The organism is Bacillus sp. USDA818B3_A (assembly GCF_009928415.1).
GTDB lineage: Bacteria > Bacillota > Bacilli > Bacillales > Cytobacillaceae > Neobacillus.
In genome coordinates this window covers 504,186-521,369 of record NZ_JAABNN010000003.1, presented here as the reverse complement: position 1 = coordinate 521,369, position 17,184 = coordinate 504,186, and the positions used below count along the sequence as shown (strand labels likewise).

The window sequence follows — 17,184 nt, the reverse complement described above, 5'->3', positions numbered from 1 at the left end:
TATCAGTAGTGTTAACAAAATGTTCACGATTCCCTTAGATTGATACTGTGTAAATATGATAAATTTAAATTAAAAAATGACAGATCTCTAAGGGGTGGAGAACATGTTTATGGTTGTGATGGCACTTGTTATTACAGGGGCGATTGGATGCGTAATTTCTGCAGAGATTAGTGTAGAATAAATAAAAAAATGAGCATTGGTCAATAGAAGCCAATGCTCATTTTTTATTATCACGAAATTATTTATTATCAGTGAGCTGCAAAAATTCATCAATGTCCGCGAGACAAAGACCGACTGCTTTTTCCCAAAAATCTTTTTGAGTTAAATCTACTTGTAAATGTTTTTGGGCTAACTCCTCTACTGTCATGGAGGCAGTATCCCTTAACAGGGCAATATATTTTTCTTCATACCCTTTTCCTTCTTCTAGTGCCCGCGCATAAATGCCCAATGAAAAAAGATAACCAAATGTATAAGGGAAATTATAGAAAGGTACATCGGTAATAAAGAAGTGCAGCTTCGAAGCCCAAAAAAGTGGATGATATTCCTCTAATGCATCACAATAAGCCTCTTTTTGTGCAGCCAACATTAATTCGCTGATTCGATCACTAGAGACGGTTCCAAGTTTCCGCTCCTCATAAAAACTGCTTTCAAACAAGAAGCGTGCATGGATATTCATAAGCAGGGCAACTGTACGCTGGATTTTATCATCCAAAAGCACAAGCTTTTCTTGTTCATCTTTTGCGTTTTTAACAGCAGCGTCTGCCACGATCATTTCCGCAAAAGTGGAGGCAGTTTCTGCCACATTCATGGCATAATTGCAATTGAGATATGGAACGTCCCTCATTGCATAAGAATGAAAGGCATGGCCCAGTTCATGTGCAAGTGTTGACACATTGGATGGTGTACCGGAATAAGTCATAAATATTCTAGATTGCTCATTCACTGGAAAATCCGTACAAAATCCTCCTGGAGCCTTCCCGGGACGATCTTCGGCTTCAATCCATTGGTCACGAAAAGCGTGTTTAGTGAATAAGGCAAGCTTATCTCCAAACTGGGCGAAGTTCTGCTCGATAAATTGGGCCCCCTCTTGGTAGGTTACCTTGGATTCTGTTTTCCCGTATGGCGCATCCAAATCAAACCAGCTTAATTTTTCAATACCTAGAAGTTTTGCTTTTCTTTCTAAATACTTAACAAGTTTTTGTTTATGTTCAGAAATGACGGTCCACATTGTGTCCAATGTCACTTTTTGCATGCGGTTAATGCTGAGCGGCTCTTTTAAAACATCGTCCCAGCCACGCTTCTGATAGACACTTAACCGGAACCCCGCAAGATGGTTCAAGGTTTTTGCAAGCAGATCGGCTTGGCTGCCCCAAACCTGTTCCCACTGATTAAATATAGAAGCACGGACATTACGGTCGGGGTTAGAGAATTTATTAAAGGTCTGTCCGACAGATAATTGTTTCTCTTCACCGTCTTCCACAAAGGGAACTTTTATTTTACTTACAATTAAATCGTATAATTGTCCCCAGCTATGATAGCCATCGACTTCAAGCGTGCTGATTAAGGCCTCTTCCTCTTTTGAAAGTTTTTCTTTTGCCTTTTCACGGCTTTCTGTTAATACAAAGCGCAGCTCTTTTAACGGCTCAGAATCAACGATTTCCAGCCAAGTTTCATCATCAATCATTGTTAAGTGATTGTCTAGAGAACCTAAAGCAGTTTGAAATGCAGCCCCTAAACTAGTTATTTTTGAATCAAGGGAATATGCCTTTTTATCTTTTGTGTTTTGAGCTAGTAAGCAGCCGGTGAATGCTCCAGCCTGCGCCAACTTCTTTGCAGATTCTTCTAAATCATGAAGAAGCTCCTGAAGATGCTCAGTGTCCCCAGCTGCGTTAGCAGGCACCCAATTATTTACCTTTGCTTCGAACCTTTTAATAGTTTCTTCTGTCTGGACTAAGAACTGTTCGAATTCCTCGGATTGACTTCCTCCTGGAAACAAAGCATCAAGGTTCCATACTTCTGAATATGTAGTGGCTGTCATGGTAGTCCTCCTTAAAATATGTACTTTCTCATTATAATCTTTTTTATAAAAAATTCTCTTAATTTGGACTTGGAAAAAGAATGGCATGTCCCAATAAATACATATTAAATTTATTATTGTGCAGTCTTTTTATAGTATAATTTAACAAGATTTATAAGCTGGGAGTGAAAAAGCAGTGGCGAAGATCTTACTCGTTGATGATGAATCAAGAATGTTGGATTTACTATCCCTTTACCTATCCCCAAGAGGATATCACTGTATTAAATGTACATCCGGGGCTGATGCCCTTCAATATCTGCATGAGGATCATGCAGACCTCGTTCTATTAGATGTGATGATGCCGGAAATAAACGGCTGGGAAGTTTGTAAGGAAATTAGAAAAAAGTGGGATATTCCGATTATCATGTTAACAGCCCGCAGTGAAAAAATAGATATTATTAAGGGTTTAAACATTGGGGCAGACGATTATATCTCGAAGCCGTTTGATGAAGAAGAATTAATTGCCCGAATCGAAGCCGTGTTAAGAAGGAAACACGTGCCGAACGGTTTAATCTCTTTTCAAGGACTTAACTTAAATGAGGATTCTTTTCAGGTATCCTATAAGCACCAGCAAATTTCTGTCACACCGAAGGAATTTTCCCTGCTGACCCTTTTATTAAAAAATCAGAATAAGGTATATACACGTGAACATCTTTTAACAACCATATGGGGGTATTCTGCTATGACTGAAGATCGGACGATTGATTCCCATGTTCGCAATTTACGTGAAAAATTACGTAAAGCAGGTTTTCCTGTGAATGATTATTTGACAACGGTCTGGGGAGTGGGGTATAAGTGGATGGATAAGGAAGCATAAACAAATTAATAGATTACTATACGTCTTTTAGGAGGACATGATGAAGTATAAAATTAAGGTGTTTTTTACATTGGTGTTAGGGGTGCTCCTGATTTTATCTGGCTGCTCTAATAAGAAGCAAGAACAGAAAGAAATGAGCTCCAACAGTAGTAAACCAGCTTTCAAAATCGTGGAGGCAGGAGCCTTTACCTTGAAGAATATCCGCGGGATTGGGTATCCAGGAAATGACAGTGCTTTATACATTGCTGGAAATGACGGTTTAAAAATGTATAAGGATAAAAAATGGTATGAAGCAACAACGAATCAACATGATTACATAGGATTTCAAGCTGTTGAGTCCGGATTTATTGCCAGTGGTCACCCACAGGAGGGGACAGGCTTAGAGGATCCGCTTGGATTAATAAAAAGTGACGATAAAGGTGAGACTGTTCAGAAGCTAGCCTTTTATAATGAAGCGAACCTTCATTTTACGGCTGCCAGTTATTCTGGAATGGGTCTGTATATCATTGGTGAGAAAGAAAGTAACACTATCAGTTTGGGTGTTAACTATTCAACAGATAAAGGGAAAACTTGGAATAAGAGTACGTTTAAAAATTTTGATGCGGATTCGATGGGAATGATGGCTGTGCACCCAACGGATGGGAATACCATGGCGATGGCCACAAGATCCGGAATCTATTATTCAACCGATAATGGGAACACCATGAAGCTGATTACAGGGAAGATGATGGTTACGGCGTTAACATTCAACGGTGACTCCATTTTATTTTCCAGTGTGGAAAATGAAAAAATCCTATTAAAAACACTTTCCCCATTGACTGGTGAACAGTCTACTATCATCATTCCTTTTCTGGATTATGATAACCCGATCACATATCTGGCGGTTAATCCAAAGAACAAAAATGAAATGGCGTTTACCACCTACAACAATGATTTATATAACACGATTGACGGCGGGAAGACATGGAATAACTTACTGAAAGATGGTAAATAACACAAAAAGGGCAGGAGAAGTTTCTCCTGCTCTATTTATTGCCATGTTAGTATATCATCGCTTTTTGCGCTCTTTTTCAGCCCGGTAGAATTCATGGAACATTTTCATTAAGGCGCGTTTTTCAATTCTAGACACATAGCTTCTTGAAATACCAAGTTCCTTAGCAATTTCCCGCTGTGTCTTTTCCTTCTGCAAATCAAGTCCGAATCGGCCGATTATGACTTCCTTTTCCCTATCATCCAGTACTTCGATATACTTCTTTATTTTTTCCAGTTCCATATTAAGCTGAATCGTATCAACCACATCTTCAGATTCTGATTTAAGGACATCTATTAAAGATATCTCATTACCTTCTTTATCCTGCCCAATGGGATCATGCAGGGAAACATCCTTTTTCGTCTTCTTAAGCGCCCTTAAGTGCATCAAAATCTCATTTTCGATACATCTGGCTGCATAGGTTGCCAGCTTCGTTCCTTTTCCTTCGGAGTAACTCTCAATTGCTTTTATTAACCCTATTGTACCAATTGAAATTAAGTCTTCCGAATCCTCACCGGTATTTTCAAATTTTTTGACAATATGGGCGACAAGACGTAAATTGTGTTCTATTAACATATTACGAGCGTGTGCATCCCCTTCTGCCATTAACCGCAGATATTTCCTTTCATCAGCAGCAGATAGGGGTTGGGGAAAGGCATTATTTTTCACATAAGAAACAAGAAATAAAAATTCCTTCATCAAATATCCGAGAGCTGTTAAGATTCCAGTCATCCACATCTACCCCCGTGCTTTATTGGACTCTAGCCCTTTTAATAATTCCTATGAAGAAAACTCAAAATTGTGTCTGTCCCTTATATTTTATTTTTAAAAAAATAAAATGACCTTCCTAGCGGACACTAAAAAGGTCATAATGAATTTAGCATTATGTGAAAGAAAAATGATATTATACTTTTTTCAGTTTAAAGGAGCTTACCATTAAGAAGGATAAAATAATTATAATAAATAAGAACGTTTGTGAAGGCAGGTAAGGGATGGCAAGAAAACTTAAGGTTGCAAGACAGCCTGCTGCTGTAATTGGTAATCCTGTGAAATAACCGTTGCTTTCTGTAATATTAAATCTTGCTAAGCGAAAAGCACCGCAAGCAATATAAAATACGGTGAAGAATGAACCAGGACCGCCAAATTCAAATAATATTCCTTGATAAAGTAATAGTGCTGGCGCGACTCCAAATGATATAATATCACTCATGGAATCCAATTGTTTGCCTAATTCCGATTCAATATTAAATTTTCTGGCAATCATACCGTCAAACCGATCGGCAAGAGCAGCAATGAAAATAAGCAATAAGCTTAAGCGTAAATTCCCATGTAAGCCCAGTACAATGGCAAAACCGCCGAGTGAAAGGTTTGTGATGGTAATGACATTTGCTGTTTGGGATTTCAGCTTTTTAATTGTGTGATCCAATACGTCCAATAAAAACATTCTCCACACCACTCCTTTTTCTGAAAAAACGAAGGGAATTGTATTTTCTAGGTTATTCTATATTATTTAATTCTAAGGGTTTTATGTCTTTCCGTAAAGAGTATTTTTACACTATTTGGGGGTATTCTCGTGATACAAGTTTTTTATCGGCTGATGATCGAATTAACAAACGGACGGTGGTCGTCTGGCGGGTTAAAGTGGTTTGCCCGGTCACCAGTCAGTCGGTTTGTCGTTCCATCATTTGCCCGTGTTTATCGATTAAATCAAGAAGAAATGGAAAAAGGATTAGCTGACTACCCAACCTTGCATGATTTATTTGTCAGAACGTTAAAAAGAGGGACAAGGAAGATTGACCAGGCTGCTGACTCAGTCGTCAGTCCCGTTGATGCGGTTTTAGAAGACGTAGGAACCATTAAAGAAACAAGCGATATACTCGTAAAAGGGAAAACATACTCCATCGAAGAAATGCTTGGAGATCCCGATGGTTTGAACAAATATCTTAACGGTACATATATGATTTTATATTTAAGTCCAAGTCATTACCACCGTATTCATAGTCCCGTCAATGGAACCGTCATTAAACAATGGAAACTTGGTTCAAAATCGTATCCGGTTAATAAATGGGGATTAAAATATGGCCGCAGGACCCTATCCAAGAACTATAGGGTAATAACGGAGGTACAAACGGATTATGGTCATGTTGCCATTGTCAAGGTAGGGGCGATGTTTGTTAATTCCATTGAGACCACACATACGGGCAATAAGTTAGAAAAAGGCGGGGAAATGGCCTACTTCAGTTTTGGGTCTACGGTGGTTCTATTATTTGAAAAAGGTATCTTTCAAATCGATCAAACCTTGCAAATCCCACAAGACCTAAAGGTTGGAGAAAGAGTAGGCGTTTTAATAAAGTAAAAACAACGGCGACAGGGGAGCGCCGTTATTTTTGTACTCGTTTAGGAAATTATAAAATTTTCGCTTGTGGGTAACTGTTAATTAAAGGATTGTCGACGTCCAGCGCCTAGCCCCTCGAGGTCATAAGCCAATCCGTCCAAAAGGTTAAAAAGCAACCTTTCGGCCGGCTCGTCTTATGCTTGTCGGGGCTGTTCAAGGCGCTTGCGCTTTTGTTCTGAAAAAAAAAGCCCTAGCAGGGCGGTGAATCATAGTTATGATGACCTTTTTATTTTATTGTATAAAGAACGCCGGTGAATTTCAGACTCAATGAGGTTAATAAATTCTGGGCTCAAGTTTAATTCCCTTGCTTTAAAGTATGATTCAATTAATAATTCATCTGACAGTTTCCGCATGTCAGAATCCACCTCCGATTAAAGTTATTGGTTCTATTTTATTAAAATTAAACATAAATTGGTAAGTTCATTTGCTGTAACCTAAATCTACCAAATTTATTCCTTTAGAACAATCGTTCTCGTTATCCACAGATTTACGTGGATAACTTGTGATTAGTTTGTTCATAAAGTAACGAAGTCTAAAGAATTCAATGGGTATAATGTTAATAAGGTTATCCACAGAGAAGCAAAATGCAGGGTTTTGTCGAAAAATTTTTATTTGAAGTCAGATAAAATTAGTAACCCAAGGAAAGTATTCGTAATTGATTCTCATGTAATGTCGATTTTTGAAGGATAATAAGATATAAACCCTTTTATAGGTCCTTTCACTTTTCTTTTGAAACGAGGGGGGAAATTAGTTATGATGGTACAAGAAAAGAAAATGATGGTTGTTTATCCAACATTTTTATTTACAATTAATGAGGTGTACGCTTAGTGCTTAAACAATTTTTACCGAATGAACATGTAAAAAGCATTCTCGATATTTCTCCTGATGCCTTAAAAGCAAGAGGAATTAAGGGGATTATTACCGATTTGGATAATACACTTGTGGAGTGGGATCGTCCGAGTGCCACGCCGCAATTAATTAAATGGTTTGACGAAGTAAAAAAACATAATATCAAGGTAACCATTGTCTCCAATAATAATGAAGAGCGAGTTAAGTTTTTTTCAGATCCGTTAAATATTCCATTTATATTTAGGGCACGTAAGCCAATGGGACCTGCTTTTCTTCGCGCCATTCAATTGATGGGGATTAAAAAGGAAGAGGCAGTGGTCATTGGTGACCAATTATTAACCGATGTTCTCGGAGGAAATCGAAGCGGATTCCACACGATCCTAGTGGTTCCTGTAGCCCAAACAGATGGGTTTTGGACCAAATTTAATCGATTTGCAGAACGGAGAATTTTGAATTGGTTTCGTAAAAAAGGGATGCTTCAATGGGAGGATTAATAAGTGAGTGATCAACAATATTTTTGTATGGGCTGCGGTGTAAAAGTCCAAACGGAAAACCCAAATGAACTTGGGTTTGCGCCTTCTTCAGCTTTAGAGAAAGAAACGATTATTTGTCAAAGATGTTTTCGATTAAAGCATTACAATGAGGTTCAAGATGTTAACTTAACCGATGATGACTTCTTAAAAATACTTAATGAGATTGGCAAGTCCGACGCTCTGATTGTAATGATTGTTGATATCTTTGATTTTAACGGAAGCTGGCTTCCTGGATTACATCGCTTTGTTGGAAATAATAAGGTGGTGCTTGTAGGAAATAAAGTTGATTTATTGCCTAAATCCGTCAAGCATAGTAAGTTAATTCAATGGATGAAGAATGAATCAAAGGAACTAGGTCTTAGACCAGAAGAAGTGTACTTAGTTAGCGCAGCAAAGGGACTGAATATTAGAGAGACAGCCGCTGCTATCGATGAATTAAGAAATGGAAAAGATGTCTATGTAGTTGGATGTACCAACGTGGGCAAATCCACTTTTATTAATCGAATTATTAAGGAAGTAACTGGGGAGGCTGACGTGATAACGACTTCGCATTTTCCTGGTACAACCCTAGATATCATAAAAATCCCGTTAGATGATGAAAAATCCTTAATTGATTCACCAGGGATTATTAATCACCATCAAATGGCGCATTTTATTAATAAAAAGGATTTAAAGATCATTACTCCTAAAAAGGAAATAAAGCCTAAGGTCTTTCAATTGAATGAAGGGCAAACATTATTTTTTGGCGGTTTAGCCCGGTTTGATTATATAAGCGGCGGCAGAAGATCGTTTGTTTGTTATGTATCTAATGAATTGAATATCCATCGAACAAAGATAGAAAATTCAGGCAGCCTTTATGATAAACATGTTGGTGAAATGTTGACACCGCCAGGACCGGATGAACTGGCAGAATTTCCGGAGTTGGTCAGACAGGAATTTACAATAAAAGAAGCCAAGACAGATATCGTTTTTTCTGGACTTGGGTGGATTACAGTAAATGAGGCTGGAGCGAAAGTGGCTGCTTATGTCCCAAAGGGAGTCCAAGCCCTATTGCGCAGGTCATTAATCTAACCGTATAGATAGTACGTAAACAGGGTGGGGAAACGCATGAAAAAGCTATTTGGAGTTTTGGGGAATCCGATTGGGCATTCAATGTCACCAGTTATGCATAATGATTTGTTTTCATTATATAATTTAAATGCCATTTATCTTCCTTTTGAAGTAAAAGAAGGCGATCTATTAGATGCTGTTAAAGGACTAAAGGCCATCGGAGCAGGTGGTTTTAATGTTACGGTTCCGCATAAAAGTAAAGTTATCCCCTTCCTTGATGAAGTGGATGAATTAGCAGCAAGCATTGGGGCAGTCAATACAGTAGTGAATGAAGCGGGAAAATTAATTGGCTACAATACCGACGGTCTCGGTTTTTTGAGAGGTTTACATGCAATTGTACCCGATGTTCGAGAAAAAAGGATTTTGGTCATTGGAGCAGGTGGTGCGGCACGGGCCATTTTCTTTACCTTAGCCAAAGAAAACCCAATCCAAATCGATATTGCTAATCGTACGGTTGAAAATGCCGCTCGACTTATTGAAGAATGTCCATACTCTACTTCCTCAAAAGCACTTACAAATGAGGAAGCAGACAAACATTTAGGTGAATATGATTTACTTATCCAAACGACAATGGTTGGTATGGCTCCGAAAATTAATGACCAGCCCTTAGGTCTTAAAAACCTGCGTGAGAATTCTGTAGTTTGTGATATTATCTATAACCCACTAGAAACAAGCTTTTTACGGGAAGCGAAAGAAAATGGGGCAATCGTACAGAATGGAATGGATATGTTTGTCTATCAAGGGGCATTGGCTTTTGAGAAATGGACTGGAATTTTTCCAGATATACAAAGAATGAAAGATAACGTGTTGGAACAATTAGGAGGAAAATAATGTTAACAGGTAAACAAAAAAGATTTTTACGTTCAAAGGCGCATCATTTAGACCCCATTTTTCAAGTGGGGAAAGGCGGCGTAAATGAAAATATGATTAAACAAATTGCTGATGCCCTAGAAGCAAGAGAACTTTTTAAAGTCAGTATCCTGCAAAATTGCGAGGAAGACAAAACTGAAGTGGCTGAAAAGCTTTCGGAAGGTACTGGTGCTGAAATCGTTCAAATTATCGGTAACACGATCGTGTTATATAAAGAGTCCACTGAAAAGAAAACGATTATTCTTCCTTAAAAATGGAATCCTTAATCTAAGTAAAGGAAGGGCGCATCCATGAAGAAAGTTGGAATATTGGGAGGCACGTTCGATCCGCCCCATTATGGACACCTTTTAATTGCAAATGAAGTACAATCAGCACTAGAGCTTGATAAAATTTGGTTTATGCCAAATCATGAACCGCCTCACAAGAAAAAGCCGGAGTCAGTTGAGGATGAGGACCGTCTCCACATGTTAGAACTGGCCATTGCAGAGAACGCCAACTTTTCCATTCAGCCAATTGAAATGGATCGGAAAGGCCCTTCTTATACGGTGGATACCATGAAAATACTTCATACAGAGTATCCAGATCATCAGTTTTACTTTATAATTGGCGCCGACATGATTGAATATTTACCGAAATGGCATGATATTGATATACTCGTTAATCTTGTCCAATTTGTCGGAGTCAAGAGAAAGTCATATAGCCATCAAACAGATTACCCTGTTCTTTATATTGATGTTCCGGCAATTGATGTGTCATCGAGCATGATAAGGGATAGAGTTAAAAAAGGTCAATCAGTTCGATATCTTTTGCCGGATTCCGTTATTGATTATATTGAGGAGAAACAATTATATGGATCGTCAAAAAGCATTAGACTTAGTTAAAATTCAGCTCACGGAACACCGCTATCAGCATACGTTAGGCGTAATGGAAACGGCGATTGCCTTGGCTGAAAGGTATGGGGCAGATGTAAAGAAGGCGGAAATGGCAGCTATTTTTCATGACTATGCAAAGTTCCGCCCAAAAGAAGAAATGAAAGAAATTATTGTCTCAAAAGGTATGCCGCAGGATTTGCTGCTTTTTAATACAGAATTGTGGCATGCTCCCGTGGGTGCCTTTTTGGTAGAGCAAGAGGCAGGAATTACTGATCCAGAAATACTGGATGCTATTCGCTATCATACTTCTGGAAGACCGAATATGACTTTGCTTGAAAGAATCATTTATTTGGCCGATTATATTGAACCTGGCAGACACTTCCCAGGCGTTGAAGAAGTTAGAGAACTGGCCCAGGAAAATCTCAATAGAGCACTCGTAAAATCAGTTCAGAATACGATTTTGTTTCTAATGAAGAAGAATCAGACCATTTATCCGCAAACTTTTTATACTTATAATAACTTAATCCTAAAATTGGAGGACTGATGAATGGATAATCAGGAACTATTAAAAATGGCAGTAAAAGCGGCAGACGATAAACGTGCAGAAGATATCTTAGCTTTAGATATGAAAGGAATCTCGTTAATCGCTGATTATTTTATTATTTGTCATGGTAATTCTGACAAACAGGTACAGGCGATTGCTCGAGAGATTAAAGAGAAGGCTCAAGAAAATGGATATGATGTAAAAAGAATGGAAGGTTTTGATGAAGCGACATGGGTACTAATTGATTTAGGTGATGTAGTTGCCCATGTGTTCCATCGTGATGAACGGAGCTATTATAATTTAGAACGCTTATGGGGAGATGCCCCGCAGGTTGATATCCTCAGCGAGTTAAGTTCATGAGTTATGAGCAATTTGCCTACTTGTATGATGAGCTAATGAAAGATGCTCCGTATGACCAGTGGGTATCGTTTGTGGAGAGTATCCTTGCTCAGAATAACATTGAATCCCCCCGGCTGTTGGATTTAGCTTGTGGTACTGGAGAGCTCTCTGTCCGATTTGCCGGGCGTGGTTTTGAAGTGACGGGAATCGATTTATCAGAAGATATGCTTTCCGTAGCCCAGGCCAAAGCCGAAGGAAATCATGTAAGGATTCCATTTTTTCAGCAAGACATGGCAAATTTAGAAGGACAGGGACAATATAATGTTATAGGGATCTTTTGTGATTCTTTAAATTATCTGCAGTCAGAAGAAGAGGTAAGGTTAACCTTTTCAAATGTTTATCAGCATCTTGAGGATCACGGGGTTTTTATTTTTGATGTCCATTCGATCTATAAGATAAACGAAATTTTTATCCATCAGACCTTTGCTCTGAATGAAGAGGACATAGCTTATATATGGAATAGCTTTCCCGGTGAATTTCCTAATAGTGTAGAACATGAACTAAGCTTTTTTGTTCTAGATGATCGGTCAGGGAAATACGACCGGATTGATGAACTTCATCTACAGCGGACATATCCTATCGAGCAATATACTAACTGGCTGGATGCAGCTGGTTTTGAATTACTCAAGGTGAGTGCCGATTTTGAGCATGAAGCACCTGCACCGCAGTCAGAAAGAATTTTCTTTGTTGCTAAGAAGAAATAAAAAAAGCCATCTTTTTTTAAAAAAGATGGCTTTTTTATAAAGCATTGAAGGAATTTGTCTTTATTTATCGAATTATTGTTTTGAGAATTGTATTTCTACTTGTTCCAGGTCCTCTTTAAATTTAGCATGGGTGGCTTGAAAGATGTGTTCAAATACTAACCCAAGCTCATTCTCTAATACCTTTATGCCTTCACCTGTAATTCCGCCCTTAACACATACCTTTTCTTGTAGTGACGGTAATGTATAATGTCCTTGTTTTATTAATTCTCCAAGTCCCACAATCATCTCACTGGCAAATATGGTTGCTGTTTCGGTATCGATTTCGGTCTCCTTTACCGCTGCTTGGATAAAATGCTGAAGCAGATAGCTAAAGAAGGCAGGTCCGCAGCTAACGATATCAGACGCTACTCTCGTAATTCCTTCCTCAATACACACTGGAACAGAAAACTTCGAAATTAACTTTTCTACTCTCGTTTTCCAATGATCACTGCAATGTTCACCATACGTAACAAGAGAAACCCCGGCTAATGCCCGGTTCGTAATACTTGGAATAATGCGGATCGTTGAACAGGACACTGTTTTTTCAAGCTGGCTTGTACTGACAGGACTGGTTATCGAAATGAGACACTTATCAGATGTTAAATGTGGATTTATTTGATTAAGTATTTTACGGATATCTAAGGGTTTAACACAAAGAAAGATTAAATCGGATTGTGCAGCAACTTCTTCCGGATTTGCCCCAATCAAAATGTCCTTATATTTATCTTTAAGCAGCAAGGCTTTTGATTTTGTTCTATTTGTGATCATCATAGAAGAAGGGGCTGCGGCCTTTCCGTCAATCAAAGCCTCCACAATGATTCTCCCCATATTACCCGTACCGATAATGCCTATATTCATTACTCGACCCTCCTTCGCATCCCGTATTCTTTTATAACATTATGAAAATAAATGGTGAAATATACCTTGAGAAAGGAAGGATAACCATGAAAGATTGGTTGTTAAGTCACAAAATTCAGATTGGCGTTGTCCTATTAATTGCTCTAGCCGGCTTTTATTACTTTTATGTGCAAGGTTCAGAAGAGACTGCCCCATTAAGTTCCATTAGCAAGGAAACCGAACCTCAAGAAACAAACTTGGAGATTAACAATGAGAACTCAACTGCAGCCGAGGCTAAACTGCCTGAAAAAATAATGGTTGATGTTAAGGGCCAGGTGAAACGTCCCGGTGTATATGAATCGAATACAGGTGAAAGGGTGATGGACGTAATCGGAAGAGCAGGTGGCTTAACGGAGCAAGCGGACCAGACCCAAGTCAATTTAGCGCAGCATGTGGAGGACGAAATGGTTATCTACATTCCTGCCAAGGGTGAAGAGGAAGCTGCTTTACTTATGTCCAATGCAGCGGGTGAATCAGCCGCTGTTGGAACAGAGCAAAAGCAGGGGAAAATTAATATCAATAAAGCAGATGAGCAGCAACTGCAAACTCTGCCGGGAGTCGGCCCTGCAAAGGCCGCAGCGATTATCGAATATCGGAATACCAGCGGACCATTTAAAGCAATTGAAGACCTAAAAAATATCAGCGGAATTGGTGATAAAACATTTGAAAAGCTAAAGGATTCAATCGTAGTGAAATAAACTATTATTGACCTGGAAAGACTTGTACAAGTAAACTAAGAAGAAAAGTATTTTTAGGGAGTGAGATACGTGGAACGAATCTCTTGGGATCAATATTTTATGGCACAGAGCCATTTACTTGCGTTAAGAAGTACTTGTACGAGATTAACCGTTGGAGCAACCATTGTCAGAGATAAACGTATTATCGCAGGCGGCTATAACGGTTCCATTGCCGGCGGGGATCACTGCATCGATAAAGGGTGCTATGTTATTGACCATCATTGTATTAGGACCATACATGCTGAAATGAACGCATTATTACAATGTGCAAAGTTTGGTGTGCCAACTGCCGACTCTGAAATTTATGTAACTCATTTTCCTTGCCTGCAATGTTGTAAGGCTATTATTCAAGCTGGAATTAAAACCGTTTATTATGCAGAGGATTATAAGAATCATCCCTATGCAATTGAACTGTTTGAACAGGCAAAAGTTAAAATTGAAAAGGTTGAATTAAAGGAAAGGACCATTCAATTAAGTAATTAAAACAATATCAGGCGCCGGTTAATTCCGGCGTGATAAAAATGGAGTAGGATCGATGAGCGGAAAATTTATTTATGCTGCTATTGCTGCATTATTTGGTGTTTTGTGTGCACTAGTTAAACTTTTCCCATTTCTTTTATTATCAATTATATATCTAGTTATATTAATGAAAAGTAAAAGATTTAAACGAGACCAAGCGTTTATCATGATTATTATTGGTGTTTCTTGTTTTATTAAAGGGGAGTGGACTGAGGTACATAACCAAACAAAGATCCTTGAGTCTAAGACCTTTTTTACTATTAAATATACCCAGAATCCTATTATTGATGGTGATCTTTTAAAAGTACAAGGCATAGAAACCCAATTAAAAGAAAAAGTCCTTCTCCGTTATCAAATAAAATCCGAGGAGGAAAAAAACACATTACAAAACAAAAGCTTTTACGGAATTTTATGTAATGGTTCCGGCACGTTAAACCATCCTTCTACAGCAAAAAATCCAAATGGCTTTGACTACCGCTCGTTTTTAGCTGCTAAGGAAATCTTTTGGGTCATTGATCTAAATCAGAGTCCGCTTCAATCTTGTCACCCCATCCGAAACTCCCCAGCTGAATTAATAAAAAACTTCCGCTTTGCAGGCATTAAATATCTTGAAAAAAATTTCCCCTCAGAAATTGCCGGGTTATCTAGCGCTTTAATTTTTGGTGAGACAGATATTCTTGATTCTGAATTATTAAGTAACTATCAGCGTACGGGCATTGTCCATTTACTGGCCATTTCTGGTCTTCATGTCTCCTTGTTTATTGGGATGATCTTTTTGATAGGAATTCGGGGCGGCCTAACTAGACAAGTGATGACAAATGCGTTATTGGTACTGTTACCCATTTATGTTGTGTTGACCGGCAGCTCACCCTCAGTTGTACGTTCTGGCCTCATGATCTCCATCATCTTATTGGCTGAAAAGTGGAAACATCATTTAAAGATTATGACCATTGATGCGATCAGTTTGTCGTTTGTCTTCTTCATCTTTTTTTCCCCATTAATAATTTATGATATTGGTTTCCAGCTTTCCTTTTTAGTTAGTTTTTCGATTATTTTATCAGCTCCCCGCATTCTCAAAGGATATCAAGGGAATGGGGGAAAGATGCTCGCCACCTCCGTTATCGCTCAAGCTTCGGCCATGCCGATCTTGCTTTATCATTATTTTGAAATTTCCCTCATTGGCATATTCGCAAACTTGCTGTATATCCCCTTATTTTCATTTATCTACCTGCCTGCTGTGTATGTATTATTGATCATTCATTTACTATTTGGCACTGCTCCAACATGGATGATTGGCTTATTGCAAAAGACGGTAGAGTTATCAAATAAGTTGATTGAGGTTTTAGCAGGCATTTCTTATATGAATTTTACCCCGGGGCGTCCTCATATTATTTTGATGGTTATTTACATAATCCTTCTTGGCAGGATTTTTTACATTTGGGAAAGAGCTCCTTATCCCAACAGAAAAACGCATTTACTCGTACTAGGGGTAATATTGTTAGCTGTTCAGCCGTGCTGGAATATGCTGAATCCGTATGGTGAAGTAACGATGATTGATGTAGGCCAGGGAGACAGCATTTTAATTCACCTTCCGCATGGGCAAGGGAATTACCTTATTGATACAGGCGGTTCAATGAACTTTTTAGAAGAAAAGTGGAAACAGCGGACCAAACCTTTTGAAGTTGGCCGGGATGTAGTGCTTCCCTTTTTAAAAGCGAAGGGGATTACAAAAATTGATAAATTAATCTTAACACACGGTGATATGGATCATATTGGCGGTGCTGAATCCATCCTATCAGGACTTCGGGTAGAACAAATTCTAATGCCATCAGTAAAAGAAACGTCTGAAACAGAACAACAGATTACCGAGTTGGCAGTGAAACAAAGGATTCCTGTCATAAAAGTATCATCCGGTAATTATTGGAGCCAGAGTGAAAGTGAATTTTTTGTCCTATCTCCAGAAAAGAATTTTACAGGTGAGCGTAACAGGGGTTCCATTGCGATTTTTGCGGAAATTGGCGGAGTCCGTTGGTTTTTTGGAGGAGATCTTGACCAAGAAGGGGAGGAAAACATTCTCAGAAAATATCCTAATCTGGCCATCGATGTTCTAAAAGCAGGACACCATGGAAGTAAAACGTCGAGCGGTACAGCATTTATTAATCAAATCAGACCTAAAGCAGCCCTCATTTCAGCAGGTGAACATAATCGATTTGGGCATCCCCATCAAGAGGTGCTCGACCGCTTGAATGCAGTCAATGCGGTTATTTATCGAACAGATTTGCAAGGGGCTATTACCTACTATTTTTATCGTGGAAAAGGAACCTTTTTAACCTATTTGCCATAGGTTATAGTATTACAGAAAGAGCCTAAATAAAAAAAGGCTGAACTTTGGCAGCCTTTTAATAAGTTATGTAGCATTCATTAGGAACCAATTAACTTGATGACTGTTGCAATGATAAACATTATAGCAAAAAAACCGAAAGAAACTCCAAATCCAACCCCAGAATCAATTGCATCATTACGTTTGTTTTGCACGTCTTTTTCAAAATGATTCACTTTTATACCCCTCCTATTTTCATGTATAGTATAAGCTATTTGTCTGAAAAAATCCAGCATGCCTTTTGTCGCTTCCTCTACTGACAAGAGTTGTCAAAATAGTTGGACTCAGTAAGGGAAACATATAATTATTAGGAACCCCGCCAGTTAATATGATGATCCTAGGGCAAATATTACTGGCGTTTAAATAGATCGGGAATTGGCACTTCATGGATAAAGTGCTAATTCCCTTTAAG

At 38.5% G+C, this 17,184-nt stretch carries 20 protein-coding genes; 14 read left to right on the top strand and 6 right to left on the bottom strand.

Annotation, left to right across the window (positions count from 1 at the left end; genetic code table 11):
• Nucleotides 1–238 precede the first annotated feature (238 nt).
• Nucleotides 239–2,038: a M3 family oligoendopeptidase gene (locus GXK58_RS08950; RefSeq protein ID WP_160721837.1), complete on the bottom strand. Its 1,800-nt coding sequence runs from the start codon at nt 2,036–2,038 to the stop codon at nt 239–241.
• Between the two features lie 175 nt (nt 2,039–2,213).
• On the opposite strand from GXK58_RS08950, the gene GXK58_RS08945 reads away from it, so the two are divergent.
• Nucleotides 2,214–2,894, top strand: coding sequence for a response regulator transcription factor (locus GXK58_RS08945; protein ID WP_160721835.1), 681 nt, complete (start codon nt 2,214–2,216; stop codon nt 2,892–2,894).
• A 37-nt stretch (nt 2,895–2,931) separates the two neighbouring features.
• Nucleotides 2,932–3,888, top strand: coding sequence for a F510_1955 family glycosylhydrolase (locus GXK58_RS08940; RefSeq protein ID WP_160721833.1), 957 nt, complete (start codon nt 2,932–2,934; stop codon nt 3,886–3,888).
• A 54-nt stretch (nt 3,889–3,942) separates the two neighbouring features.
• Here the strand turns inward: GXK58_RS08940 and sigK are convergent, their stop codons facing one another.
• Entirely contained in the window at nt 3,943–4,656 is a 714-nt protein-coding gene (gene sigK / locus GXK58_RS08935; RefSeq protein ID WP_160721831.1) for an RNA polymerase sporulation sigma factor SigK, read from the bottom strand.
• Between the two features lie 172 nt (nt 4,657–4,828).
• Nucleotides 4,829–5,368: a CDP-diacylglycerol--serine O-phosphatidyltransferase gene (pssA, locus tag GXK58_RS08930; protein WP_160721829.1), complete on the bottom strand. Its 540-nt coding sequence runs from the start codon at nt 5,366–5,368 to the stop codon at nt 4,829–4,831.
• A gap of 129 nt (nt 5,369–5,497) precedes the next feature.
• Between pssA and GXK58_RS08925 the strand changes: the two genes are divergently transcribed.
• Nucleotides 5,498–6,280 (top strand): phosphatidylserine decarboxylase, encoded by a 783-nt coding sequence (locus tag GXK58_RS08925; RefSeq protein WP_160721827.1) that lies wholly within the window; start codon nt 5,498–5,500, stop codon nt 6,278–6,280.
• Nucleotides 6,281–6,531: 251 nt separating this feature from the next.
• On the opposite strand, the gene GXK58_RS08920 is transcribed toward GXK58_RS08925, so the two are convergent.
• A complete protein-coding gene (locus GXK58_RS08920) occupies nt 6,532–6,672 on the bottom strand; it encodes a sporulation histidine kinase inhibitor Sda (RefSeq protein WP_160721825.1) in 141 nt (46 codons plus the stop codon).
• A 474-nt stretch (nt 6,673–7,146) separates the two neighbouring features.
• Here GXK58_RS08920 and GXK58_RS08915 point away from each other — a divergent pair, with 474 nt between their 5' ends.
• From GXK58_RS08915 to GXK58_RS08880, 8 genes are read left to right on the top strand one after another with little or no spacing between them, the layout of a single operon-like run.
• Nucleotides 7,147–7,662, top strand: coding sequence for a YqeG family HAD IIIA-type phosphatase (locus GXK58_RS08915; RefSeq protein WP_160721823.1), 516 nt, complete (start codon nt 7,147–7,149; stop codon nt 7,660–7,662).
• Nucleotides 7,663–7,665: 3 nt separating this feature from the next.
• On the top strand, nt 7,666–8,772 hold the full coding sequence (gene yqeH, locus GXK58_RS08910; protein WP_160721821.1) for a ribosome biogenesis GTPase YqeH: 1,107 nt from the start codon (nt 7,666–7,668) through the stop codon (nt 8,770–8,772).
• Between the two features lie 36 nt (nt 8,773–8,808).
• A complete protein-coding gene (gene aroE / locus GXK58_RS08905) occupies nt 8,809–9,642 on the top strand; it encodes a shikimate dehydrogenase (protein WP_160721819.1) in 834 nt (277 codons plus the stop codon).
• Entirely contained in the window at nt 9,642–9,932 is a 291-nt protein-coding gene (yhbY, locus tag GXK58_RS08900) for a ribosome assembly RNA-binding protein YhbY (protein WP_160721817.1), read from the top strand. Before aroE ends, yhbY begins: the two co-directional genes overlap by 1 nt.
• A 39-nt stretch (nt 9,933–9,971) precedes the next feature.
• On the top strand, nt 9,972–10,562 hold the full coding sequence (locus GXK58_RS08895) for a nicotinate-nucleotide adenylyltransferase (RefSeq protein WP_160721815.1): 591 nt from the start codon (nt 9,972–9,974) through the stop codon (nt 10,560–10,562).
• Complete coding sequence (yqeK, locus tag GXK58_RS08890) at nt 10,531–11,097, top strand: bis(5'-nucleosyl)-tetraphosphatase (symmetrical) YqeK (RefSeq protein ID WP_160721813.1); 567 nt, start codon at nt 10,531–10,533, stop codon at nt 11,095–11,097. Before GXK58_RS08895 ends, yqeK begins: the two co-directional genes overlap by 32 nt.
• A gap of 3 nt (nt 11,098–11,100) precedes the next feature.
• Nucleotides 11,101–11,457 (top strand): ribosome silencing factor, encoded by a 357-nt coding sequence (gene rsfS, locus GXK58_RS08885; protein ID WP_160721812.1) that lies wholly within the window; start codon nt 11,101–11,103, stop codon nt 11,455–11,457.
• Entirely contained in the window at nt 11,454–12,200 is a 747-nt protein-coding gene (locus GXK58_RS08880; protein WP_160721810.1) for a class I SAM-dependent DNA methyltransferase, read from the top strand. The genes rsfS and GXK58_RS08880 overlap by 4 nt, the downstream gene beginning before the upstream one ends.
• Nucleotides 12,201–12,272: 72 nt before the next feature.
• Here GXK58_RS08880 and comER read toward each other — a convergent pair whose 3' ends face one another.
• Nucleotides 12,273–13,097 (bottom strand): late competence protein ComER, encoded by an 825-nt coding sequence (comER, locus tag GXK58_RS08875; protein WP_160721809.1) that lies wholly within the window; start codon nt 13,095–13,097, stop codon nt 12,273–12,275.
• Between the two features lie 86 nt (nt 13,098–13,183).
• Here comER and GXK58_RS08870 point away from each other — a divergent pair, with 86 nt between their 5' ends.
• The 3 genes from GXK58_RS08870 to GXK58_RS08860 all read left to right on the top strand — a co-directional run bounded on the left by GXK58_RS08870 (nt 13,184) and on the right by GXK58_RS08860 (nt 16,736).
• Nucleotides 13,184–13,834: a helix-hairpin-helix domain-containing protein gene (locus GXK58_RS08870; protein WP_160721807.1), complete on the top strand. Its 651-nt coding sequence runs from the start codon at nt 13,184–13,186 to the stop codon at nt 13,832–13,834.
• Between the two features lie 69 nt (nt 13,835–13,903).
• Nucleotides 13,904–14,356, top strand: a complete 453-nt coding sequence (locus GXK58_RS08865; protein WP_160721806.1) for a ComE operon protein 2 — start codon at nt 13,904–13,906, stop codon at nt 14,354–14,356.
• Nucleotides 14,357–14,408: 52 nt separating this feature from the next.
• A complete protein-coding gene (locus tag GXK58_RS08860; protein ID WP_160721804.1) occupies nt 14,409–16,736 on the top strand; it encodes a DNA internalization-related competence protein ComEC/Rec2 in 2,328 nt (775 codons plus the stop codon).
• A 77-nt stretch (nt 16,737–16,813) separates the two neighbouring features.
• Here the strand turns inward: GXK58_RS08860 and GXK58_RS08855 are convergent, their stop codons facing one another.
• On the bottom strand, nt 16,814–16,948 hold the full coding sequence (locus tag GXK58_RS08855; protein WP_160721803.1) for a YqzM family protein: 135 nt from the start codon (nt 16,946–16,948) through the stop codon (nt 16,814–16,816).
• Nucleotides 16,949–17,184: the final 236 nt, after the last annotated feature.

Bases quoted from the DNA above. Each gene is read 5' to 3' on its own strand.
- GXK58_RS08950 (WP_160721837.1), bottom strand. From the start codon at position 2,038: ATGACAGCCACTACATATTCAGAAGTATGGAACCTTGATGCTTTGTTT.
- GXK58_RS08940 (WP_160721833.1), top strand. From the start codon at position 2,932: ATGATGAAGTATAAAATTAAGGTGTTTTTTACATTGGTGTTAGGGGTG.
- sigK (WP_160721831.1), bottom strand. From the start codon at position 4,656: ATGACTGGAATCTTAACAGCTCTCGGATATTTGATGAAGGAATTTTTA.
- pssA (WP_160721829.1), bottom strand. From the start codon at position 5,368: ATGTTTTTATTGGACGTATTGGATCACACAATTAAAAAGCTGAAATCC.
- GXK58_RS08920 (WP_160721825.1), bottom strand. From the start codon at position 6,672: ATGCGGAAACTGTCAGATGAATTATTAATTGAATCATACTTTAAAGCA.
- aroE (WP_160721819.1), top strand. From the start codon at position 8,809: ATGAAAAAGCTATTTGGAGTTTTGGGGAATCCGATTGGGCATTCAATG.
- yhbY (WP_160721817.1), top strand. From the start codon at position 9,642: ATGTTAACAGGTAAACAAAAAAGATTTTTACGTTCAAAGGCGCATCAT.
- GXK58_RS08895 (WP_160721815.1), top strand. From the start codon at position 9,972: ATGAAGAAAGTTGGAATATTGGGAGGCACGTTCGATCCGCCCCATTAT.
- yqeK (WP_160721813.1), top strand. From the start codon at position 10,531: ATGGATCGTCAAAAAGCATTAGACTTAGTTAAAATTCAGCTCACGGAA.
- rsfS (WP_160721812.1), top strand. From the start codon at position 11,101: ATGGATAATCAGGAACTATTAAAAATGGCAGTAAAAGCGGCAGACGAT.
- GXK58_RS08880 (WP_160721810.1), top strand. From the start codon at position 11,454: ATGAGTTATGAGCAATTTGCCTACTTGTATGATGAGCTAATGAAAGAT.
- comER (WP_160721809.1), bottom strand. From the start codon at position 13,097: ATGAATATAGGCATTATCGGTACGGGTAATATGGGGAGAATCATTGTG.
- GXK58_RS08870 (WP_160721807.1), top strand. From the start codon at position 13,184: ATGAAAGATTGGTTGTTAAGTCACAAAATTCAGATTGGCGTTGTCCTA.
- GXK58_RS08860 (WP_160721804.1), top strand. From the start codon at position 14,409: ATGAGCGGAAAATTTATTTATGCTGCTATTGCTGCATTATTTGGTGTT.